Origin of the sequence: Mesorhizobium sp. M0040, from assembly GCF_040323505.1 — a bacterium.
GTDB lineage: Bacteria > Pseudomonadota > Alphaproteobacteria > Rhizobiales > Rhizobiaceae > Mesorhizobium.
The window spans coordinates 1-21,639 of the sequence record NZ_JAMYVA010000071.1; the positions used below are offsets into that span (position 1 = coordinate 1).

General features: G+C 59.1%; 15 protein-coding genes and 6 pseudogenes. 7 read left to right on the forward strand and 14 right to left on the reverse strand.

The annotated features are described in order from the left end of the window. From NKJ91_RS30830 to NKJ91_RS30850, 5 genes are all read right to left on the reverse strand, one after another. Nucleotides 1–1,020: hypothetical protein (locus NKJ91_RS30830; RefSeq protein ID WP_352458535.1), on the reverse strand; the 1,020-nt coding region annotated here is incomplete at its 3' end. A gap of 222 nt (nucleotides 1,021–1,242) precedes the next feature. Then, nucleotides 1,243–1,536, reverse strand: coding sequence for a hypothetical protein (locus tag NKJ91_RS30835; protein WP_352458536.1), 294 nt, complete (start codon nucleotides 1,534–1,536; stop codon nucleotides 1,243–1,245). Nucleotides 1,537–1,555: 19 nt separating this feature from the next. Then, entirely contained in the window at nucleotides 1,556–2,062 is a 507-nt protein-coding gene (locus NKJ91_RS30840) for a hypothetical protein (protein ID WP_352458537.1), read from the reverse strand. A gap of 59 nt (nucleotides 2,063–2,121) precedes the next feature. Beyond that, nucleotides 2,122–2,478 carry a DUF4238 domain-containing protein gene (locus NKJ91_RS30845; protein WP_352458538.1) on the reverse strand — a complete coding sequence of 119 codons (357 nt, stop codon included), beginning with the start codon at nucleotides 2,476–2,478 and terminating at the stop codon, nucleotides 2,122–2,124. Continuing rightward, nucleotides 2,475–2,978: a DUF4238 domain-containing protein gene (locus NKJ91_RS30850; RefSeq protein WP_352458550.1), complete on the reverse strand. Its 504-nt coding sequence runs from the start codon at nucleotides 2,976–2,978 to the stop codon at nucleotides 2,475–2,477. Before NKJ91_RS30850 ends, NKJ91_RS30845 begins: the two co-directional genes overlap by 4 nt. 98 nt (nucleotides 2,979–3,076) lie before the next feature. On the opposite strand from NKJ91_RS30850, the gene NKJ91_RS30855 reads away from it, so the two are divergent. Together NKJ91_RS30855 and NKJ91_RS30860 are read left to right on the forward strand one after the other, a co-directional pair. Beyond that, a complete protein-coding gene (locus NKJ91_RS30855; RefSeq protein ID WP_352458539.1) occupies nucleotides 3,077–4,018 on the forward strand; it encodes a restriction endonuclease in 942 nt (313 codons plus the stop codon). Between the two features lie 1,097 nt (nucleotides 4,019–5,115). Further along, a pseudogene (locus tag NKJ91_RS30860) lies at nucleotides 5,116–6,062 on the forward strand (IS110 family RNA-guided transposase); the annotation flags it as partial. A gap of 441 nt (nucleotides 6,063–6,503) precedes the next feature. Here the strand turns inward: NKJ91_RS30860 and NKJ91_RS30865 are convergent. Then, nucleotides 6,504–7,655, reverse strand: a complete 1,152-nt coding sequence (locus NKJ91_RS30865) for a porin (RefSeq protein WP_352458540.1) — start codon at nucleotides 7,653–7,655, stop codon at nucleotides 6,504–6,506. A 1,041-nt stretch (nucleotides 7,656–8,696) separates the two neighbouring features. Between NKJ91_RS30865 and hemN the strand changes: the two genes are divergently transcribed. Continuing rightward, nucleotides 8,697–10,037, forward strand: coding sequence for an oxygen-independent coproporphyrinogen III oxidase (gene hemN / locus NKJ91_RS30870; RefSeq protein WP_352458541.1), 1,341 nt, complete (start codon nucleotides 8,697–8,699; stop codon nucleotides 10,035–10,037). Between the two features lie 222 nt (nucleotides 10,038–10,259). On the opposite strand, the pseudogene NKJ91_RS30875 reads toward hemN, so the two are convergent. Continuing rightward, a pseudogene (locus NKJ91_RS30875) lies at nucleotides 10,260–10,600 on the reverse strand (PIN domain-containing protein); the annotation flags it as partial. Between the two features lie 733 nt (nucleotides 10,601–11,333). On the opposite strand from NKJ91_RS30875, the gene NKJ91_RS30880 reads away from it, so the two are divergent. Next, entirely contained in the window at nucleotides 11,334–12,020 is a 687-nt protein-coding gene (locus NKJ91_RS30880) for an isopentenyl transferase family protein (protein ID WP_352458542.1), read from the forward strand. Nucleotides 12,021–12,186: 166 nt separating this feature from the next. On the opposite strand, the gene NKJ91_RS30885 is transcribed toward NKJ91_RS30880, so the two are convergent. After that, nucleotides 12,187–12,471 carry a hypothetical protein gene (locus NKJ91_RS30885; protein WP_352458543.1) on the reverse strand — a complete coding sequence of 95 codons (285 nt, stop codon included), beginning with the start codon at nucleotides 12,469–12,471 and terminating at the stop codon, nucleotides 12,187–12,189. Nucleotides 12,472–12,680: 209 nt separating this feature from the next. On the opposite strand from NKJ91_RS30885, the pseudogene NKJ91_RS30890 reads away from it, so the two are divergent. Then, nucleotides 12,681–12,890 (forward strand): annotated as a pseudogene (locus NKJ91_RS30890) (IS630 family transposase); the annotation flags it as partial. Nucleotides 12,891–12,963: 73 nt separating this feature from the next. On the opposite strand, the gene NKJ91_RS30895 reads toward NKJ91_RS30890, so the two are convergent. After that, nucleotides 12,964–13,926: an NUDIX hydrolase gene (locus NKJ91_RS30895; protein WP_352458544.1), complete on the reverse strand. Its 963-nt coding sequence runs from the start codon at nucleotides 13,924–13,926 to the stop codon at nucleotides 12,964–12,966. Between the two features lie 147 nt (nucleotides 13,927–14,073). Here NKJ91_RS30895 and NKJ91_RS30900 point away from each other — a divergent pair. Both NKJ91_RS30900 and NKJ91_RS30905 read left to right on the forward strand, forming a co-directional pair. Next, nucleotides 14,074–14,290: pseudogene (locus tag NKJ91_RS30900) on the forward strand (3-methyl-2-oxobutanoate hydroxymethyltransferase); the annotation flags it as partial. A gap of 261 nt (nucleotides 14,291–14,551) precedes the next feature. After that, on the forward strand, nucleotides 14,552–15,169 hold the full coding sequence (locus tag NKJ91_RS30905; RefSeq protein ID WP_352458545.1) for a cold-shock protein: 618 nt from the start codon (nucleotides 14,552–14,554) through the stop codon (nucleotides 15,167–15,169). Here the strand turns inward: NKJ91_RS30905 and NKJ91_RS30910 are convergent. The 5 genes and pseudogenes from NKJ91_RS30910 to NKJ91_RS30930 form a co-directional block, all read right to left on the reverse strand. Further along, nucleotides 15,144–15,692: pseudogene (locus NKJ91_RS30910) on the reverse strand (ABC transporter transmembrane domain-containing protein); the annotation flags it as partial. The gene NKJ91_RS30905 and the pseudogene NKJ91_RS30910 sit on opposite strands and share 26 nt — an antisense overlap. A gap of 32 nt (nucleotides 15,693–15,724) precedes the next feature. Beyond that, nucleotides 15,725–17,380: an MFS transporter gene (locus NKJ91_RS30915; RefSeq protein WP_352458546.1), complete on the reverse strand. Its 1,656-nt coding sequence runs from the start codon at nucleotides 17,378–17,380 to the stop codon at nucleotides 15,725–15,727. A gap of 1,583 nt (nucleotides 17,381–18,963) precedes the next feature. Continuing rightward, nucleotides 18,964–20,046 carry an HPP family protein gene (locus tag NKJ91_RS30920; RefSeq protein WP_352458547.1) on the reverse strand — a complete coding sequence of 361 codons (1,083 nt, stop codon included), beginning with the start codon at nucleotides 20,044–20,046 and terminating at the stop codon, nucleotides 18,964–18,966. Nucleotides 20,047–20,195: 149 nt separating this feature from the next. Beyond that, a complete protein-coding gene (locus NKJ91_RS30925) occupies nucleotides 20,196–21,035 on the reverse strand; it encodes an ABC transporter permease (protein ID WP_352458548.1) in 840 nt (279 codons plus the stop codon). After that, a pseudogene (locus tag NKJ91_RS30930) lies at nucleotides 21,032–21,322 on the reverse strand (ABC transporter permease subunit); the annotation flags it as partial. The pseudogene NKJ91_RS30930 and the gene NKJ91_RS30925, both read right to left, overlap by 4 nt. Nucleotides 21,323–21,639 lie beyond the last annotated feature (317 nt).

Here is a 21,639-nt window from a genome sequence, read left to right on the forward strand (position 1 = left end):
TGGCTCATGCTGTGCTGCTAACTTCGCTCGTAAGGGCGACCTTAAGAGCGCAGCCTCGCTACCGTGCCGTCCTCTCGCAAGGCGGCCTTCGCCGGAGGGTATCAGTGTTCCGTCTTTTGCCAGATAGACCGGAAGGATAACGGTGTTATCACTTTCGGTCACCACGTCTTCGATTACTCGGACATACTTGTCCTGCTCGCCGGGAAGGGAATTGGCCTCTCGGTCCCAAGCTGCGATGGCTCCTGAAAGCCAGTCTGCTGCCCGGATATAATGGTCGAACCACATTACTTCCTTGCCGGTGCTGCTATCCGGAATAGCGACTCCAGGTATGATGCCCGATGCATCTATGTCCAGAAGTCCAGCCAACCCAACAAAGTTATTGATTGCGTAGTCCCAAACGAGGCTATCGCAGTAATTGATCATGCTGTCACGGTCGCAGAACCAACTAATCATTTCCGGTTTGCGGTCGCGACACAATATCAACGAGATGATGGCAAGGTACAGGGCTAGCAGAGTGAGATCGGTGAAGAGCCCCACATTGAATGAATTGGCCTTCGTTTTTTGGATCGCAGCCTTGAATCTCCGGATCTGTTCGTCGCCTCGTTCCGCCGAGATGAGCGCCGCCACTGTCAGCGCCAAGCTCTCTTGGATGACGTCTCTCGGCTTCATGTCCCCATTACTATAGAAGGCCCGATCCTGCCTCATCGGTATCAGGATGTGAAAATGGCGCGAGTCCCGCAGCCAAGCCGCTGCATTGGCGCCAAGTGTCTTGCTGTCCTTTAAGTCTCTCGGGAGGTTCTGCCGAACCTCTTCGGCAAAGTCTGCGGGAAACAAATCGTACGGGATGATGCTGAAGGCGAAGCAGTCGCCTGGGCGGCTCTTGTCGCGTAGCGCGAAGTCCCCTGCAATGATCCACTTGGTAGTAGCTGGCTTCTTGGCAAGCCAACTACGGAATATCTTTAGGGCACTCTTGTCGAAAGTTTCGATGAAGCAGCTGGCAAACTCTGAGGGCTCGATCATGAGCGCTATGTAGCGAACGCCCGATGTTCAAGCTAGCTCTGTTTGCCAAGGCTGATCGGCCCGATGGTCGGTCCGTTCGGTGTCGAGGCTTGTCGCAAGAGTGGCCGGTGACCTTCAAGAACGTTCATCTAGTGGCCAGATTTAACTCTCGCTCAATCATTTCCCTCGTTACCACGCGCGCACGATCTCGCTCCCGGTATGCCTTGGCAAATTCCTCGTCGCTCAGGCTCCCATCGCCATGCGCGCCAGGATGTACGTTTGCACAAAGGGTACAGTCCCAAAGGATTTCTTGACGAACTGAGCTCCAGGTGTATCGGCAATGAACCACGGTTGCCGGCCAAAATAGCCGAACTGCTTGGAAATGATCGCGCTAAATAATTGCAGTGACGAAAGAGCGTCTTCGCGCGGCGCCGCATAGGTATCCGCGTTGAAATGGATTGACCGGTTTCGCAGCTTAGCTAACTCCAGGAAATAATCGCCGACACCATCCGCAAAAACACCCCACTCGGAAAGCACGTTGACGGCAAATGGCCAGTCATCGAACGAGATATACGTTTTTGTAGTGAGGCGAGCTCTTGAAACTGCCCCGCAAGTCCAGAACCAAGTGATCGAGGATGCGCACACCCAACGCGCAAGCCGCAACGAGAGCCGGATAGTAGGCACCTACAACGAACGCCTGGCGAGCCTGATGATAGAAGCGATTATGGTACGCAACCAGGGACATCGGCTTTGCGCCGGGATCGACAATGTTTTGAACGATTGCGTCCTGATTCCACGTGCCGTATTCGTCCTTTATGCGCGATATTGTCTTCTCGCGGTTCTCAGCATGCAGCGTCTTTGCTTCATCGTCCCACGTCTCGCCGGGCTCATCGAGGAGCATTGGAGTCGAGTCAAAATCGAATGAGTACGGGTGATACCGGCGCATCGCCCGATCGGCGACTCCCGCGTGATGGGTGTGACTATATACGCCTTGCGCCAAGTCTATGATTGTGATGCGGGTTTGAGGGTGATCTCCCACGGTGCTTCCCGAAATATAGATCATAACATACGCGCGTGGTGGGTAGGTGCGAAAGCACTCTTCAGGATTGCGTAGCAGCGGCCTCAAGCAGCCTTTTCGTCTACGGCGAACATTTCGGCGCTGACTTCATCCGGGTGACGGTGTGTGAACATATGCTCGACGACGTTACGCCAGTTGAGAATGTTCTGAACCTCACCCTTTCCAGGTACCGCATAATACTGGCAGTCGGGCTCAGAGTTCCGATTGTCCAGATGCAGAACGCGAGTCGGACTGAGCGGAAATATGACGCTCGTCTCCGCATCCTTGAGGCCGCGGAAACGCATGCTCGGATGCAGAACCGTCACCGGGCTGTCTGATGTGATGAAAACCGGTCTCTCCGAAGTTATGATGGACCACCTCATATTTAACAGCAACTCGGCCAGCGATGAGGCTTGGGTCAATTATCCAGCCACATGCGCTTTACATCATCTTCGCCTGCGTCCCGATACGCGGGCCATGATGCCTTATCCACGTCGTACTTTCGTCCGCCGATTTCCACCCTGTCAGGCGGTTCGCCGGCTGCCATGTAGAAGGATCGAAGATGCTGATAAATTTCAGCGGTCCGATTGAAGAAGGATGGATTGCGCAGGTACATAACCGCCGTCAGAAGAGCGATGCCCTCGCGCGTAACCTTGTTACTGAGATCGATATACCCCGTGCTGATTTCTGACCAGAACGGCATGCCAAAAAGCTGCTCAAGATTGCTGAGCTTCTGTTCGAGTTGGTAATTGCGCTGGCCGTTTTCGACGGGGGCATAAAGGTAAAATTTCACGGCGACCTTTGAGATAGATCGCTTGAGGGGATCGCCGCCTGACTTCCCGAAAGTCCAAATTTTTCTCAGAGCTACTATCGCAGGCGAACGCCCGCAAGTATGCCTTAGGGACCCAGTGATTGCGTTTATATTTTTGTTGGCTCATGACTTTAGGCTATCGATTCCTAGCCCTTTTATAGCACATCCTGAATGGCTGAATTGGGCTGAATTTGGGGACGGCATCACACATGCCAAAAATCTCGAAGCTAGTTCAGAGAATCCATTTTGAGGATTTCGGCGGACCCGAATTCGAACGATTGGTCTTTGCCTACCATGTCAGGGCCGGATGGACCGATGTCGCATGGTATGGGCAAGCCGGAGGCGATCATGGACGCGATATTGTCGGAGTTGAACGGCTGGACGATGGCCCGCCACGCCGGAGCGTTATCCAGTGCGTCAATCGCAGCAGTCTCACTCAGGCCAAGGCCGAGCATGACATTCAAAGGCTGCTGTCCTCTCCAACGAAATTCGAAGCTCTCAAATTTGTGACGCGGGGCGCCGTATCCGCTAGCCGCCGCGATGCCGTTCAGAAATTTGCCAAGGCGAACGGTATCAATAATTTGTCAATCTGGGGCGGCGCGGAGCTGGAGGAGCATTTGCGCTTGATCGGCGAAGACCTGCTGAAGCGATTTTGCGAGGGAGAGGAATTTCCTGACAAGGCTGCCGAACTGACGCGGTTTGCTGAGGACTTTGCGGGTCTGTCGGATATGGATGCTCTTGCTCAGATGGCCATCGTGTTTGATCGCCCGGCATTTCGCACGCCATTTCAGCAAGAGTGTTCGCTACACGCGTTTAGGCAGGCCATTGACGATACCATCTCCGCGCTGAATACGGGCATTTGGCGAACGCGCGAGGGCGACGAGATAAGGCGTATCCCCTCCCTCCATCATCTGCGGGATCGGCATAAAAAGACGAGCGTGAGTCGTTCCGTGCAACTGGTAGATCAATTGCGACGCGCTTTTGCGTCCGGTCTGCGTGACAAGACCATCAGGCCTTGCGGGTGCGGGAATCCGGATTGCCCCGTATTCACTGTCGACTCAGATGTCGCGGTCAGGTTGAACCAGATCCGATCCGGTGCCCTCGCGGCATTCAGGGATGCCTATCCGAAGTTTCACGTCGAAGTCGGATAAGGGGCGTCCGGTCGGCGCCCCTCTCTTCCGACCATTCAGGCTGCGAGTGCTTGCCCTCGCGTAGGCTCGTAGAGCATAGCGAAGAATTCATCAGCAAGATCGCAAGCTTAATTCCGGCAGTAGTGGATCCACAGAACCCACGAAGCTCGAGCCAGAGAATAACGACTTTCCCGGTATGCGGCGGGCGATTCCTTGATACGTTTTGGACATAGCTTTTGTCAGGGCGCTTCCGCTCTCGCCCATCACGTGGGCCTCGCTACGGCCGTCCAGAGATATGCAATCCCAGTTCAATTTGACGTACTTGGTGCGCTTGGAAATACGCAAGTTGGGAATGTCGCGGTTCCGGCATTCCCGGAACCAGTAATTGTTGGCATTGACATTACCGTTGCGGAATTCCACCCATATGTGCTCGGGCATTGAGGGCGACCTGAGGGTAGTCCCTGTGGAAACGACACCAAACATGTTGTTCCCAAGCGCGGCTAGTCGTGCGGCAATCTTTTCATCGTCAACCTTCGCCAGAATAGGACGATGCCGGGTGCAGGTCTTGATCGCCGCCAGCAGAGCTGCGTGCGTGTCATATCCAACGCCAAATGCAAGCGCTTCGGTGAGGTGCGCAGAATTCCCCCCCCGGCATTGCCTTGCGCAACTCGGATTTCACAAAATCGATATTGTCGAGGGTTAGCAGAATAGAGGCCATGTGACCGTTCCTTTTTCATGATCGTCTGTCGCCAATTACGAGACGACCCAAAGGATCGATTCACGTTTGCAGGTAGTCCATGTCCACTTTGACCTGGCGACAGGTCTGGCAGGAATCGCCGCATGAAGGTTATCCATGTCGATCGGATCGCGCAATCTGAAATGGATTAACCGTTCGCACGCCCACCGGCCGATCTGAAGGGACGAACAGCCTCCACTAGCCCAAATACGTTCAGGGTCCGGACGTTTACACAGGCAACGGGACGATTGCGGCCCGTAATCGGCAGGTCGCTCCTTCATCTTTCACGTCCGCATCGCGCTTCTCGCCGGCTTGCTAAAAAATCTCCTGTGAAACAACACAGGAGGCAGCTGATGGAATTCTTTGTGGGCTGGACGTGTTGATGGACGAGACGGCGGTGTGCGTCGTGGACGGGGAGGGCGCGGTGCATCTGCAGGCGGTGGTGACCGATCCCGAGGCGATCCTCGAGATCCTCAAACCGTACCTGGGGCGCCTGCGCCGCGTCGGCCAAGAGGCAGGATCGCTGTCGCCCTGGCTGCATCCCGAGCTCAAGAAACTCGGCCTGCCGGCGATCTGCCTGGAGACGGTGCATGTGCGCGCCGCGATGGCGGCGCAGGGCAACAAAACCGACAAGGCCGATGCGCTGGGGCATCGCCCATCTGATGCGCACCGGCTGGTTCCGCCAGGCCTACATCAAGTCGCAAAGCTGCTACCGGACGAAGCTTCTCTTGACCCACCGGCGCAACCTGAAGGCCAAGTTCCTCGACCTGGAAAACGCCATCCGGCACTCACTGAAGGCGTTCGGCATCCGCCTGAGCAAGGTCGGATGCGGCGCTTTCGAGCACGCGGTGCGCGCCGCCGTTGCGGACGATCCGCTGTCGGCCGAACTGATCGACGCCATGCTGACGGCGCTCCGCGCTGTGGAAACAGTACTGTCGGCTGCACGATCTCGTCGTCAGGATGGTCGCGAAGAGCGAGCCATGCAGGCGCTTCATGGCGATCCCCGGCGTCGGCCCGGTGATGGCGCTCTCGTTCATGACGGCAATCGACGACCCGTCGCGCTTCCGCCGCTCGCGCGACGTCGCCGCCTACTTCGGGCTGACGTCGCGACGCTGGCAATCCGGCTCAACGATCGACATTCAGGGGCGCATCTCGAAAGTCGGCGATGCGGACGTACGGCGCGCGCTCTACGAGGCGGCGTCAGGCCTGATGACGCGCTTCAAGGGCTCCGACAAGGTCAAGAGCTGGGGCCAGGCGATCGCCAAACGCTGCTACCGCAAGGCCTGCGTCGCGGTGGCGCGCAAGCTGGCGGTGATCATGCACGCGATCTAGACCGACGGGACCTTCTATATCGGCGATCCGGCCGCGGGCCAGGCCGACGCCGTAGCGCCCGAATTTCCGCGGGGATGGGTGAACGGAGGCGATCCATTTGCGATTTCCAGCGCGTCGGGCCGCACCCCCACAATCGCTCAACAAGTTGAACACGTCCTGACCCGACTGGGACTTCTAGTTCGGACGTGAAACCTGGCCGGGTACTGCTGGATGGCAGGGTCCGTCAAGCGGGCGGAAGGATGAGGAAATGAAAGAGCTGCAGATCAAAACACATAATCGAGCGATGAATATCGCCGGCGCGATCATCCGGACCAGATCTGATTGAAACATCGTCCGGCCCCGAGATCGATGCTCCAATCTTGTATAGCTTCCATGCGACGTTCTCTTGGAGTGTTGCGGGATTGGTCCGCTCAACCGGAGCTCAACCCTTTCATCGCGTTAGAATGAGCGTTCGAAACGCAGGATTCCGCCGACACTGCTCTTCTTGTTGGCGTTGGTCCAGTTCACGTTGGAAGCGTCCACCTTGCCGACGGCGAAGTTGCCGTAGCGGCCATAGTCGAGTTCCGCCGTAACTGTGAAATCTGGAAGAAACGCATAGGCGACGTTTGCAGCGACACCATGGTTCTTGAGCTGATCACCGGAGAGCTGAAGCTTGAACGAAGTTGTCTCGTTGAGCTCGTAAGCGGCGCCAGCCCAGAAAGCCCAGTTCCCGCCCCAAATCTTATAGAAGCCGCGACCATGAGCGTCGATCGCGTTCGTGGAGTCGTCGATGAGCTTGCCATTGGAACCGTAGCCGAACATTCCGAACAGCAACAGTTCGTTGGTGACATTGATGTCGACACGGACCTTGGCGGCCACCGATTCGTAGTTGCTATCATAAGCGGCAACGCCGGTGATCGCGCCCCAGCCATGTGTGTATTTCAAGCCGCCGACTACGTGCGGAGCGTAGCTGTCGATTGTGCCGACCACGCCTGAGCCTTCTTCGAGCGAAACCACGGCCGAAAAGCCGTTCCTGGCGTCGAAGTAGTACTGAACCACATTGGTATCGAAAGCGCCGTACGGAACCGGCGTCTGGTTGAGTACGTCACCCGCGCCGCCAATAAACATGTCGAAGGCCGACCAGTCCTTACCAACTCGGAGGCCACCAAGCTGAATCCAGGCGAAAGTCAAGGTGCTGTCTCCGTTGAAGGCATAGGACCGAGAACTGTCCGAAACCGAAGCGTCGCGGTTACCGAAGTTCATGCGGGTTTCGGTGTAGGTCTTCAACGTGCCGAGTTCGGTCTCCTGGCCGGTCCAAGTTTTCAATGTGAAGCGCGTGTTGTTTTGCCATGTGCCCTGATCCTCACCAGTCCTCACATCCGAGGTTCTTGCGTGATCAACCACATGGCCCAAGCCGACGTCGTAACGGACATAGCCGCCGATGCGCAGGCAGGTCTCAGTGCCTGAAATATAGACGTAGCCCGAGCCGTAAGCGTCGCAGATTTTAACGTACTCAGTCGGGTCAGGCTCGGCAACGGCGGTCACGGCGCGAGCGTCGGAAACGGCAATCAGTGCCGCAGTTGAGCCGAGGAGGAGGCTCCTAATGTTCATTGTTGATCTCCGTTCAAAGAGTAAAAGTAATTGACGTCAGTGAATGAATTCTTGCTAAGGAAACAGTCGATAACGATGCGCATTGAGTGAATTTGAGCAGTTTTGATGCGCTCGTCATGCCAGATGTTCATGAGAAATTGAGAATATGATTGGGTAGTATTGCTACAGATATGCAATTGTTATTACAAATATAATTATCGCGGAAACGACGCCATTCAACAATTCTGTACAAATCACCACCGTCATCTCCGCTAGTTGTGGGCGGGCCGTCACAAAGGCTACTGCAAATGGCGTGCCATCCTGACGACGCGCTGCGGCTTGAAGCTCAAGTGTGCCGGCGGACCTTGGTTCGCTCTTCCTTCCTTTTTGCCTTGCGGATCAACCCAAGCACGAACGGCAAACGTTTCGGCTACGGTTCGTCTGTTCGTTTCGCGACAGTTTCGTTCAATGGCGACAGCTTTGTTTGCTGTGAGCCCCGACGTTGAGACATCATGCGGCGGCACCGCTCGGTACGACGCCGTCATTTTGGCGAGCGCGATGATCGGTAATCACGCGCTGAACGCGCAGCCTTGCCTCCACCACGGAGTCAGTAGGCGCGCCGGCCTGGCATTGCGGCCGACCTGACGGTCGCGTCGAGCAGCCTCTCGTCCTGATAGACGGCGCGCCACAGCTAATGCTTCTTGCCAGCAATTCACACAACGAGCTCATCGAGATGCCAGAGATCACTATGGGGCTGCGCTAGCTGGCGAGCAAAGTCTGATCCCAACGCCGTGTTATCTCGTTGGATGCGGCAGCCGCGCTCAGCAGAATCTACTCGACCAGGCGCAGGCTGAAGGGAAGGGATGGTGGAACCAAACGGTGCGCGTGAGGGTCGCGGCGGGAACAGCCATGGCCAGTCGCTGACCGTCCAGCCAAGACTGAACGGCCGCTATTGCTGAGAAATACAAGTTTCGAGCCCAAAGCGGAACGGACTGACATAGCGCAAAGACACAGGCGAGCGCAGCGGTAAGGTTGGCGGTTATCAGCATGGGACGGTAACTGTTGCAGACCACAAAATATCGCGAGGCCGGCCTGCCTTGGTACACTATCTATCCGACTGTGTCAGAGTTCTCTGGGGCGGTCGGCGCCGAGGCTTATGAGGAATGGCTCAGGAACCTGCCGGCTGACGATCCGGTGTCGCTCTATTTCCACGTTCCGTTCTGCCGATCAGCTTGCTGGTATTGTGGCTTCCCCACCACCATCACCCGCCATGATGCGCCGATCCTCAACTATCTGGCGGCGCTGCGTGACGAGATCCGTTTGGTCTCGGAGCGAGCGCCGCAGACGCTGCCCGTGAGCGACATGCATTTCGGCGGCGGAACGCCGTCTCTCATAGGACCAGCCGAGTTCCTGGCTCTGATGGAGTTCCTGCGACGCCGCTTCGCTCTCACGAAAACAGCTACGGTTGCCGTCGAGATTGATCCGCGCACGTTCACGGCCGAGATGGCCGAGACCTTAGGAGCAGCCGGCGTGAACCGTGTGAGTCTCGGCGTGCAGAGCTTCGATCCCATTGTTCAAAAAGCAATCAACCGGGTTCAGAGTGAGGCGCAGACGTCGGCTGCCGTGGAAATGCTGCGCCGGCATGGAGTAAGCCGCATCAACTTCGACCTCATCTTCGGTCTCCCGCATCAAACGGTGCAGTCCTGCGTCGAGACCGCGAGGGCGGCGGTCGCAATGCGCCCCGACCGGCTTGCGGTGTTCGGCTATGCGCACATCCCGTCGCTTGTAAAGAATCAGCGCCTCATCGAGGAGGCAGTTCTTCCGGGCAGCGCTGCCCGCGCCGAACAGTATGCGGCCGTGGCCGCGACGCTGATTGCCGCCGGCTACCGCGAGATCGGGCTCGACCATTTCGCCTTGCCGGACGACGAGCTCGCGCTGGCACAGAAAACGGGTCGCCTGCGGCGTAACTCGCTGGGCTACTCGGCCACCACCTGCAGAACCCTGATCGGTTTCGGCGCGTCGGCTATCGGCCGCGTCGGCGAGGGGTACGTCCAAAACGAAGTTACACGGGATTCCTACATCCAGCACATCGCAGCTGGCCGTCTGGCGACGTCAAAGGGCTATCGCCTCACCGACGACGACCGCGTGCGAGCCGCAATTATCGAGCGACTAATGTGCGATCTCGAGGCCGATGTGCAGGCAATCTGTGCCGCCCACGGATCTGATCCGATCCGTCTTCTCGATTCAGCTGAACGCTTGGTGATGCTGGCCGAGGACGGGATAGTGGACTTCGAAAACGGTTTTGTCCGCGTACGGCGGGAGCATCGCTTTGTAATTCGCGCTGTCGCTGCCGCGTTCGATGCTTTTCTCGATCGGGATGGCCGTAAGCATAGCCACAGGTGAGGGCAAGCATCCAACCGGAAGCTAAACTCGACGCCCTTGGCCGAGGCCTGTCATGAAGCGCGCGTCAAGGATGCGAAAAGCAGAGCTGATCCGCCTATTTCATCTCATCTTCATGACATCGACCTCGTGGCTGCCACCGAGGCGTTTCCATATTGATCGTGGTAGGTGCGGGGCATCTGGGTGTTTCGCCGTCAGCGCATATCCCCGCCATGTGATGGGTCAGGAAATCGCGGTGGCTGCAATCAGCCCGTCCATCGCTGACAGACCGCGGCCACGCCGCTTCGCGAGGCCCGTCAGGTCGCCCCAGGCCAGGGCAACCAGTTCGTCCACGGGCAGGACTCTCGGCTCGAAGCGCTGCGGCAGGTCCCGGGTGAGCCATCCGGCCAGTGCGTCACGTTTCCGACCTTTGTCCATGAGGGCAGCGCCGCGCCGGATCTCGGCGATCGACACAACGCTGATAAATGAGCGGTCTTCATCGAGCCCGTCATCCATTCCAGCACGCGCGCGTCAGGGCTCGGCCTCGTCACCTCGGAGAGGCCATTAGTGTCGAGCAAGAGCCTCACAATGGCAGACCATGCGGTTCATCGCGTAGCCGCTCGATGTCCAGTTCGGCGTTGCGCAGCGGCGATGCGCAGCGAGTGCCCGAAAAACAGCAGTCAGCTCCCCTTCCGGAAGACGGAGCGGACGCCACGCAAAAAGCGCCAAATCCTTGGCGCCGGCGGTCTGTGTGTTTGCGCGCTGGCGGCTTTGGTGTACTCCTGTGCCGTTTCGACGAGGCTTCCAGCCGGACCGGCAGGGGAGGAGGCTTTGGCGGCGCGGCCGGCACACGGCCCACCTCGAGGACGAGATCGACGATGTCGGGCAGATCCTCGGTCGCCTCACAAATCGGTGAGGTCGTCGGGACACCGTCTTCCACTTTTGTTGATCAGCCGCCTTCCTGGCCATGTTCCGAGACAATAAGGCGCCCGTGCGCCGCCGCCTCGATTAACCCAAGACGCGCTAGGATCTTTTGCCGGAGACAACGAGGTCACCATCCTGCGGTGCCGCGTTGCGTCACAGTCGGCATGAGATGTGCAAAGTGGACCGTCGTCAAACGTCAAACAGAGGCGTCGGTGACTGGACTGAACGACCAGAACGGGCTGCTTGCGCCCTTTCGGACTTCACAAAGTTCGAAAATGGCGTCGTTTCAGGGCATAATCGCCGCTTGTCAAAATGTTTGCGACAAGTCCGGTGAAAGCCTACCGAGTATCTTGTGCTTGGGGGGCGGTTAGTTCCGATAAACTATGCGGCATACACATGCTAATCTATTTGATTTACGGGCCGACCTGCAGCGGCAAAACAGACGCGGCAATCCAAATTGCACGAGAGACCGGATGGCCGGTCATTGCGCTGGATCGTGTACAATGCTGTCCTCAAATCGCCACCGGCAGCGGGCGTCCCTCGGATTCCGAACTGCAATCTACCCAGCGGATCTACTTGGATTCGCGCCCGCTAACCGCGGGCATCATCGACGCCGAGACCGCCCATCGTAAGCTGATAATGCAAGTGGATGAGCGTAGTTCCCAGCCGGGGCTCATCCTCGAAGGCGGTTCGATCTCCCTTCTCAATTTAATGGCGCGAAGTCAGCATTGGGATGGCGCTTTTCGGTGGCATGTAAGGCGGTTGCGGCTCGGCAACTCGGACGCCTTTCTGGAGAGAGCCAAGCGTCGGGTCACAGACATGTTTGTCACAAGAGAAGGACAACCTTCATTGCTGCAGGAACTTGCGGATCAGTGGAAGGAAGATGCAGTCCGTCTCACTTTGGAAGACGTTGACGGATATCGTTGCGCCATTCGTTTTGCGAGAGAGCACAGCTTGGCAATCAGCGAAATGCCGTGCCTTCGCAAAGAGCTCCAACAAGATCTTGTAGAGGCGATTGCGAGAGAATATCTCGAATATGCGCGTTGGCAAGAACGCGACTTTCCAGAATGGCAAACTGAGTGAGCAAGCCTCCCCGGACCTCGCCTGCGGTGCGGGCACGGTAGCTCCTGAGAATTGCGCTAAGTGGTTTGCTGAAGCAAGCTAGTGCCAGGCGACATTAGGTCCGTGTGGCAGCGGAAGGATTGCTTTCGCCACGGTGACTGCGGAGGAGGCGACATGGCTGCACTGCTCATTTCAGGCATGGGACGGAATGTACCGATGACAAAGTGCTGCGCGCTTCGTAGCGACCGCTACCGTCGCTGACTCGCGAACTACTATCCGCCAGCCCAGTCTGTGGCGTCGTCTCGGCTTTCATCGCCACCGCCTTCGCCCAGGAAACGCCCGAGGCCGCAAGCGTCGCCGTGGCAGTGCGGCACCCGGCAAGATGGGTGGTCATCGGCCCTATCTGATCGGCGGGGAGCACCGTGCTTTCGTCCTGGGCGAGGTTGAGCGAGATGCCAACATGACGCTTCATCAATTGACGGCGGCACTGGCTGAACGTGGTCTCCTGCGAGCGTCGGTCGCTTCCTGCACCGCGAGGGCAAGAGCTTCAAAAAAACCGTTCTGCCGGCCGAGCAGCTCAAGCCAAAGCTGATGCGCGGGCGTGCGCAATGGATGCGCTATCAGACCCGCATTGACCCTACGCGCCTGGTCTCCCTGGATGAAACATGGGTCAAGACCAACATGGCGCCGTTGGGCGGCTGGGGTGTGCGCGGCAAGCGGCTGATGGCCGACGCACCATATGGCCATTGGAAGACGATGACCTTCATCACCGCGCTGCGGCATGATCGGGTGGAGGCGCCTTGGGTCATTGACGGACCCATCAATACGCAGGCCTTTCGCGTCTATGTCGAAACCGAACTCAACAAAACACTGAATCCGGGCGACATCGTCATTCTCGACAATCCCGGTTCTCACAAGGGCCAAGCCGTCCGCGACATCGTCAGGGCTGCTGGCGCAAGGCGGGTCAAGCCCGCGAGAGCGGCAATTTTGTTCCGGCTATCACCCTCTCGTCGAGAACGGCGTGACGGAAGCGATAAAGTTGCGCCGGCCGGCCGCCGGTTTCCGCGGTTGTCTCACCGGTCTCCTCGACCAGCTCCTGCTGCTCGATCAGCCGGCGAAAGTTCGGCTTACGCACGAGCCTGCCGGCAAGCGCCTCCACGGTGCGCTGCAGCTGCAAAAGCGTGAAGACCGGCGGCATCAGTTCGAATACGACCGGCCGGTATTTGATCTTGGAGCGCAGCCGCGCAATGCCGGTCGCCAGGATGCGACGATGATCGGCGATCATCGATCTGCCCGAGACCGAGGTGGCCGCAGCGGAATGTCCGGCGCGTATTGCTTCCTCCACCAGGGCGGCTTCGTAGAGCAGCTCATAACGTTGAAGCGCGAGTTCCTCGTTCCAATGGCGGTCGTCAAAGCCGAAGGCGATCGCCGCCCGCCGTCGTCGGTCGAGGCGTGTCGTACTGTCGTCAGTGCCATCCGCCCATTCCATCAGGCGCGGCCGCAATTCGTCCAACACGACCGCCGGTGTGCCGGAGCGGTGATCCTCCCACGGGAAATAGTCGTACCAGCTTCCCCAGTGTCGCCCGGCCGGGTTGCCAGCTTCGTCTTGGTGGGTGAGCGCCAGATAGCTGATAGAGACCACGCGGTCGTCAGCGCCAACCCTGTCGCGATCGGCGAAGGTGTAGAGCTGTTCGATATAGCCGAGCGGCTGGCCGGTCTGTTGTTCCACCCATCCCCTGAGGCCCGACTGCAGCGAACGGTGAGCAAGCTCGAACGGGCCCGAGGGCAGGGCGTTTGCCTGCGGGATGGTCAGAACGCAGGGGGCGCTGCTGTCCATGGCGACCACAACGGCGATCAAGTCCGCATTGACGTCGTTGGCCTTGCCTCCAGCTCCGCCTTTCCTAATCCCTTTTGCGCGTTCGTCCATGGTCCCCGAGGTTGTTGAGCAGAGCCCTACCGCGTAGGCCGCTGAACCGATTGAATTCCGTTTTTGTCTGATAATTGTCGGCGCGTCAACACCACCCGTCGTGGCGATTTTAGCTCTTCGCAGCTGCACAAAAAGTGCCAACGCGACATCCGTGCTTGGGGAAGGAGGCCCATTGAGTGCGCCGATTCTAAGCTCGTCGATCGACATTGCGACGTTGTTCTCGTCGGCGACAGCGCGGCATGGTTCTCCACGGCTTGGCGTCGACGCTGGGCGTGACGCTGGAGATGATGATCATGCACGGTCAGGCCTGCCCCGTGGCCTGGAGCCGGCGCAAATGGTCGTCGACCCGCCGTTCGGTTCCTTTTGAAGAAACCCGGAGCAGGCTTTCCGCAATGCCTGATAAAGCCCTTCCAGTGCGCCCGCGCCAGCATCATCGCACTCTCGCTCCAACACAACCTATGCGAGTCAGTAAATCGACTCGCCGGCACTATTGTTTCAGGGGAAATGAATCTAGTTTCAAAGGGTTCGGCCGATAGGCCGGGCACAGCTGCGGTCTTCACGGCCTTTTTGACATAAACGCGTCGCCCGATTGAGATTATCTTGACGGTAGCGCAGTGCGCCATCCATGCCAGTCGAGATGATCATGGGCAAATATCGAGACCATCGCGAGCCACGCCGGCATCGCTATGACGATGACCCCGTTTCCTTTTCGGAACGGACTTCCGAGCCAAGCTATTTTCAGCGCCCGCCGACCGTGACGGCAGATCCTGTCGATGCGGAGGTATTGTGGTTCACAGTCAGCAAGGGTTTTGGCTTCGTCAAACTGTCGGACGGCACGGAGGCCTATCTGCACGTGCGAGTGTTAGAGGCGGCCGGAAGCCGGGATGTTGCCGCGGGAACGCCTCTCAAGATCACGGTCGAAAAAAGTCCAAAAGGTCATCAAGTCGCGCAGGTGCTGGAGATCGGCGATCACCGCGCGAAAACTCCGTCACATACGCGCGTCGCTGGAGGGACCTTCGTTGAAACCGGTGCGCAGCTGGAGAGCGGGGGCACGGTCAAGTGGTACAAACCCGAAAAGGGCTTCGGCTTCATTGCTCCTGACAACGGTGAGAAGGACGTCTTCGTTCATGCCAGCGCCCTGACGCGCTCAGGGCTCAGCGTGCTGGTGGCGGGACAGAAGGTGTTTGTCGAATGCGGGCAAGGCAAGAAAGGCTGGGAAGTCCGGAGCATTCGCCTTGCCTAGACGGCGATGCATTGCTCGCCTCGAAGGAGATGCCGGAGAGCGTCGGGCGGCCGCCCGAGCCCGCGTAGCAGAAACCGACATTGTCGAAGCGCAGCACGCCGTCGGTGACGACGAGATCCCTGGCGCCCGCCGCGTCCTCGATGTCAAGTTCGGCGTCGAGCAACTCGAACAGCCGCGTGCCGCAGGTCGAGGCGCGCGCGAACGAGTTGACCATCAATCCGAGCTGGCGCACCGGCATCTGTAGAATGGTCATGAAGGTGAGCACAGGGCCAGCGTGCCGACGCTGATTTGACCTGCGATCACTTTCTGGCCACCGAACCAGAGCACCAGGCCCATGGCGGTCAGGAACGAGAAATTCATGGCGCTGGTGTTGCCGACACGGATGTCAACGCGCTCATTGGCGAGATCAAGGCGCGTCCTGCTTGGCGCGGTCGAACTTTTCCAGCTCGTGCGGCTGCGCGGCGAAGGCACGCACGACACGGATGCCGCCGAGATTCTCATCCATCACCCGGATCTTTAACGATCGCTGATGCCCAGATATGGGAAGGTCAGGCTTCAATGACGGGGAAGGTGAAGGATTGACTGGTCGGGTTTCCGGGCCGAGCTTGTCGGCCGCTCAATCGAAAGCGTCATTTGAGGCGCTTTCTCTCCCGCGTGTAACTGGAAGACACGCTCGTCCAGTTCCTTGTCTACTTCCGTGAGACGATGATTGAGGCGAAGGTAGTCGGTCCAGGTCGGCGTTCGGAACGTTTCTGTCCACTGCATAGGCTTCTGAAGGTTGCGCTGGAGCGTCCAGTTCCGAGCACCGACGCGGCTGTGTACATGACGCCGCTGCCGCATGAGGTCGAGGAAGGCCTCGACATTTCTCTCGGCTATCAGATATTCGATCTTGACCACGATCGGGCCGCTTCTCGGCTTCAAACTGAGAGCGACAGCTGGGGCGTCGAATTCCTCCAAAGGATCGGGCTCGGACTCGCGGCGCTCGCGAAGAGGAAACAGAACGCCGGCTGCAGCAACGAGCAGCAGGGCCGCAGCGGAACCCTCTAGCGCCCAGGTCAGCGAATGGTTCTGGGAAACGGTGCCCCACACCCAGCTGCCGGCCGCTATGCCGCCGTCTATCAATGCATAGTAGATGGAGATCGTGCGCCCCACGACCCAGCGCGGGCTTGCCAGCTGCACGCTCACGCCAACCCCGGACCAGGCAGTGACCCAACCTGCGCCGCCCAAAGCAAGTGCAATTGCCGCCACGCCGATCGAAGAGGTAAGCGCCAGGGAGAGGGAGCACGCCGCGCAGGCGACGCAGGAGAGCCTCATCAGCTGTTCTTGCGACAAGCTCCGTCTGAACAGGCTGTTGGAGAGGCCGGCGAAGACCGCGCCTGTTCCGAAACCTGCCATGAGCGTGCCATAGGCGAGCGGGCCTCCTCCCAACTGGTCGCGGACAATCAGCGGCAGCAGCGCGAGTATGGCGATGCTCGCCAGGCCAAAGAGGGTTCCGCGTGCGATCGCCGCTTTGATTTCCGATGACATCGCCGTGAAGCGCAGCCCGTCATAGATGGCCCTCCTCATCGACTCGCGCGGAAGAGGCGACGAGCGGACCTTCCACTTGCAGCGCCATATGGTGGCCAAGGGTACCAAATAGGTGAGGGTGGTCACGGTAAACGCGGCCAAAAGCCCGAAGGAGGCAACCACGATGCCGCCGAGCGCCGGGCCCACGGTCCGTACGGTGTTGAAGCCAACGGAAAGCAGGGTAACGGCAGCGGGAACATCGCGCCGGTCCACCATATCGCCAACCGACGCCTGCCAGGCGGGATCGTTGAGAGCGCCGCCGCATGCGATTAAAAAGCTGAAGCCGAGAATCATCCATGGGTCGAGAAAGCCCAGCGCTACAACAGCGGTCAGCATCGCAGATGCTATCACCATAAGGCAGCGGCCCGCGAACATAACCCTGCGACGGCTGAAATTGTCAGCGAGAACCCCGGCGAACACGGACAAAATGAAAGCGGGCAGGTTCGATGAAGCCTGCACCAGCGCAACCATCAGATCGGAAGTCGAGATGGTAGCCATCAGCCAACTGATGGCAACAGTCTGCATCAACCAGCCGAGGCTCGAGACTTGCGTGGCGAGCCAGATCGAACGAAAGGTGGGCTGCAAAAGTGGCCCAAAGGTCGTTGGTGCAGCCAAATCTTCGTTTAATCCAGCCACCCTACTCATTTTGCGACCCTTTGCTTTCCGTTATTGTCGTTTCCCATGTAATCTAGGCTGAACCGTGGCGGCTAGAAGAATAGAGAGAAACTGTTTGCCTTGCGGCACAGTTCCTCGTGATTAAGGGTTGCGGCCGAGACGCATGCCCGAGCCGGCTCACCCCGCCTTCGAAGACATCACTGGGTGGAGCCCGGATCTTGCTTGTCGTTTGACGCAGCATGCTTCATCAACGGGCACTTTGCCGAGCGATGCCTTTTCGCGAAACGCGACGATGTTCTTTCGTCGGAAACTCTCTCCAACGGCGTTCGATGCGCTGAGTCTGGCTTGGGGCGAAGTGAGGGCTTGCAGATCTTAGACAGGATTGATTCCTGATAAACGCAGACGGTTGCCGGGCCGCGATCGAAGAGGCGCGCGCCTTGCTGCTTCAGCTTGAACAAAAGTCTGACGCGCTCACACATGCCATCGACGACTTTCTGCTCGATCTGATGAGGCTGGCTTTCATTGTTGAATGTTATGGACACGGCTTTGAACTTTTGGCGCGAACGCTTGCCCGTAGAAGACTGGCAAAGGTCAGGCTTTTGTCGGGGCGGTGGACTCCGCCAGGGGAGAAATGACACCCAAAGCCGGATGGCTGACGCCACGGTCGCCCCGCGTTCCGCACAGTGACGAAGGTAACGGTACGGCTCTTCGGCAGATGGCGCATCCTCATGGTAGCGTCTGGCCGTTCCCTCTGATGCCTCGGCCTCCCACACCTATCCGAACAGGCCCGATCCTGGAGGGTCCTCGAAGTGGGCATGAGGGCGATAGGCCGCGTGGTTGGGGTACCAAGCGTAGGCGCGGTATTGGGCTGGAAATTGGCGACGCGCGACGAAGAAGTCCGAGATCAACTCGTGCAATGGCAATTCCTAACACCGTGGACGTGTTGGAGCAGCCTCATCCTCCTAGTCAGGAACGTCATCAAGGTTATAGGATTGATGCGCGGCGAACCCTCGGAACTCAGGATCATGTTGACATCGCTGTTCGACAGAGCCGACTTCGCGCAAGGAAGCCACATCGTTTCGGAATTGCTTATCGCATGGTCTATCGTCGGCCTAGTCAAACCCTTGGCGCGGCGAGGAAGCGGCGGTCGTCCGCGTGATGCATGACGGGAGTCGGCGGCGCCTCACCATAGGCGAAATGCAGAAACCAAAGGAAAGGACCACCTGCATGGAATTGCGAACCGCGTCCTCGGCGTCTGAGCCGCGACCCTTGCCAAGGATCATTCAACCCGCGAGGTAGAGCTTCAAGCCAGCCTTGGACATGCGAACCGCGCTACCATCGTTGCAGAGGAGCCGTCCACCAGATGGTTCCATTTGTAGTCCGCGCCTTTGGTCGACATAGCGGACTGCCTCTGGCCACCGGCAAGGTTGAAGAGTGTTCCGTTGTTGCAGTCGTACTTGGCCTACGTGAACCAGATGCCTGAGCACGCGGTCGCGTTTCAGGGTTGATCTACTCGTAAAAAGGAATTGTCTTAGGCGGAAGGCCGCACTTAATACCACTATCCTATTGGCGCCCCATCGGGTTCCCGGATTGAGCAAGTCCGGATCACTATTTTATGCCGCTGCCAGCGTTGTGTCCGCCATGTGCACGCGCGCTGCCGCTGCCAGCAGGTCGGTCTGGGTGATCAGCCCAATAATGCGTCGCTCGGCATCGACGATGACCACGGCATGGCTGCGGCCGTCGGTGAGCAGCGGCAGCAGGCTCATCGCCGGCGTATCGGGAGAGGCGGTGCCAGCCTTCGACATCACAGCCCTCACCGCGTCGGTCGCCTTCGTCAGCTCGCGCAGGCCAACTACACCGACCAGCCCGCCCTCGGCGTCGGTCACCGGCAGCGTCCGGATGTTGTGATCGAGCAGCAAATGACGCGCCTGGTCGGCAGGCGCATGTTCATCGACCGAAATCACATCGCGCGACATGATGTCCTCGCACAGCAGGGTGCGGTGGGAGCGCACCATCGCCTGCAACTCGACCTGCCGCAGCAGCCGCTCAAGATCGTTGCGGTCGATATCGAAGGTTTCCTCCAGCGCGCCGAGCGCGGCATCTATATCCTCGGGCTGGAAGCCGACCCGCTCCCGCGCCGGCGGATCGATGGTTCCATGCGCGCTTTTAAGGGCGGGGGCCGCCACATGTGGATAGTTGCGCCGCGACAGTTTATGGATGCCGTAGCCGAGTGCGACCAGCACGATCGAGTTCAGCGCTACCGGAACGAAGGGAAACAGCAAGCCGGAACTGAAGACGGCCGGTCCGCCGAACACCGCAGTTAAGGCGGCGGCGCCACCCGGCGGATGCAGGCAGCGCGTGAACGACATGGCGGCGATGGCCAGCGCCACCGCAATGCCGGTAGCAAGAACGGGTTCACGCACGAAATGCGCCACGATCACCCCGACCAGCGCCGAAATCGTATTGCCACCGATAATCGACCAAGGTTGCGCCAGCGGGCTTGAAGGCACGGCAAAGAGCAGCACGGCCGATGCTCCCATTGGAGCAACCAGCAGTGCGACATGTGGGCCAGACCCGTTCGCCAGCGCACTGATCACGCCAGTCAATGCGATGCCGATCATGGCCCCGATGCAGGCGAGCAGCCGCTCGCGCAGCGTTGCACCGGCAAGGATCGGAACAAAGAGACGAAACGCCATGGCATACCCTTGGGCGAGTGGTCGGAACTCCACGCTCCGCAATGCAGGCAAAGCCACAGATTTGGAAGTTAAGCCAATTCGGAAAGCCGGCTCACGGGGGAATACTTTTGCGCGAAGCGGCCATTGCCAAATGGGTGCAGACATTTTGATCAGCCAGAGGAGGCGGACGGCACGCTGATCCGCTCGAGCGCAGCTAGAGGCCAAGGGCTGTCGTGCCGCGGGCAGCCGGAAATGGCGATGGTCGGAGGTCGAGCTGGGATGGACACTAAGGAATTCAGAGGCTTCGAAAAGCGTGCTGACAATGTCGGCATGGCAAGACAAATCAGGCCCTTGTCGCTCCACTTCCGAGGCGAACTCCAGCGGAGTACGGCTTCTACGCGGTGCTTGGTCTGCCTGTCCTTGCCACCATCGGATTCGTTGGCGTCATGCTGAAACGTCCACCTGTGGCCGCTGAGAAGACGACTGCCGCCAGTGCCGTCGTGGAACCGCCATATGACGGCGGCTTGGTTACAGAGCCGGCTCGTGTCGATCGGGCGGGGGAGGCCTGATGTGACGTACATGGTCCAGAAAGTGGCCAATGAAGGGGCTGGCATCGTCAACGTGATCAGGTCACGTAATAGCGGCAATACAACCGCGACCACGAGCCTCTCAGGCGTTCGATGAGGCGGGAAAATCGATCGCCGGACCAAGCGCGATTCCGCCACACTGCCATACACGAAACCGATCAGGTCACGTTCCAGGCTCGCCAGAAGATTGGAGCCGAGGCCACCTCGGCTGAACTCTGCCATGCCGCGGGCCGCCACCTCTCCCAGCCGCGGTAGAAAACGTGGGTCAGCAGCGCCGGCATGGGCGAGCAACTCCCAAATCGCGAGCATCGCCATCGGCACCGCAAGCGGCCGCAGATGTCGGCCGATGGAGCGGAAGGGCGGCGGTGCGATGGAAGCGCCGTGCGACAGCCTATCCCGACCTGCAATCGTGATCAGGCTCATCGTGGGTCTCCGGACGCCAGCGTTGCAGATGGTTTCAGGCAAGCGTGAGCAGGCCGTGGATCACCAATCCGGTCAGGCCGACCACGATCATGGCCGAAAGAACGAGGTTCCAATTGAAAGAGCTGACGACCATAGGCCATCAGGTATCGGAGCCCTTCGAACGATGCGATGAGTTCTACCGCAACCAGGGTCTGCCAGCCGTTGGCAAGGCCTTCTCGCAGCCCTGTAAAGATCGACGGCACGGCGGAAGGCAGCACGATCATCGTGAGTTTCGACCAGCGGCTGAACGAAAGGACACGGCCAGACCCGTCTCACGACGACGCCGTTGCGCTTCGCCGCCATCAGGCTGGGTAGAGGACTTGCACGTCTAAAGCTGTCGATCATGCTCGGCACACAAAAAAGGGCGGCATTGCTGCCGCCCTTTCCGTAAGCTTGCGAGATTGGCTGGATTAGAAGTCCATGCCGCCCATGCCGCCCATGCCGCCGCCGGGCATACCAGCCGGCATGCCGCCGCCAGCCGACTCCTTCTTCGGAGCCTCCGCGATCATGGCTTCGGTGGTGACCAGCAGGCCGGCGACCGAGGCCGCGTCCTGCAGAGCCGTGC

Bases quoted from the DNA above. Each gene is read 5' to 3' on its own strand.
- NKJ91_RS30915 (WP_352458546.1), bottom strand. From the start codon at position 17,380: ATGAGTAGGGTGGCTGGATTAAACGAAGATTTGGCTGCACCAACGACC.
- NKJ91_RS30925 (WP_352458548.1), bottom strand. From the start codon at position 21,035: ATGAGCCTGATCACGATTGCAGGTCGGGATAGGCTGTCGCACGGCGCT.
- NKJ91_RS30895 (WP_352458544.1), bottom strand. From the start codon at position 13,926: ATGGACGAACGCGCAAAAGGGATTAGGAAAGGCGGAGCTGGAGGCAAG.
- NKJ91_RS30865 (WP_352458540.1), bottom strand. From the start codon at position 7,655: ATGAACATTAGGAGCCTCCTCCTCGGCTCAACTGCGGCACTGATTGCC.
- NKJ91_RS30840 (WP_352458537.1), bottom strand. From the start codon at position 2,062: ATGATCTATATTTCGGGAAGCACCGTGGGAGATCACCCTCAAACCCGC.
- NKJ91_RS30905 (WP_352458545.1), top strand. From the start codon at position 14,552: ATGCCAGTCGAGATGATCATGGGCAAATATCGAGACCATCGCGAGCCA.
- NKJ91_RS30880 (WP_352458542.1), top strand. From the start codon at position 11,334: ATGCTAATCTATTTGATTTACGGGCCGACCTGCAGCGGCAAAACAGAC.
- NKJ91_RS30885 (WP_352458543.1), bottom strand. From the start codon at position 12,471: ATGAAGCGTCATGTTGGCATCTCGCTCAACCTCGCCCAGGACGAAAGC.
- NKJ91_RS30920 (WP_352458547.1), bottom strand. From the start codon at position 20,046: ATGGCGTTTCGTCTCTTTGTTCCGATCCTTGCCGGTGCAACGCTGCGC.
- NKJ91_RS30855 (WP_352458539.1), top strand. From the start codon at position 3,077: ATGCCAAAAATCTCGAAGCTAGTTCAGAGAATCCATTTTGAGGATTTC.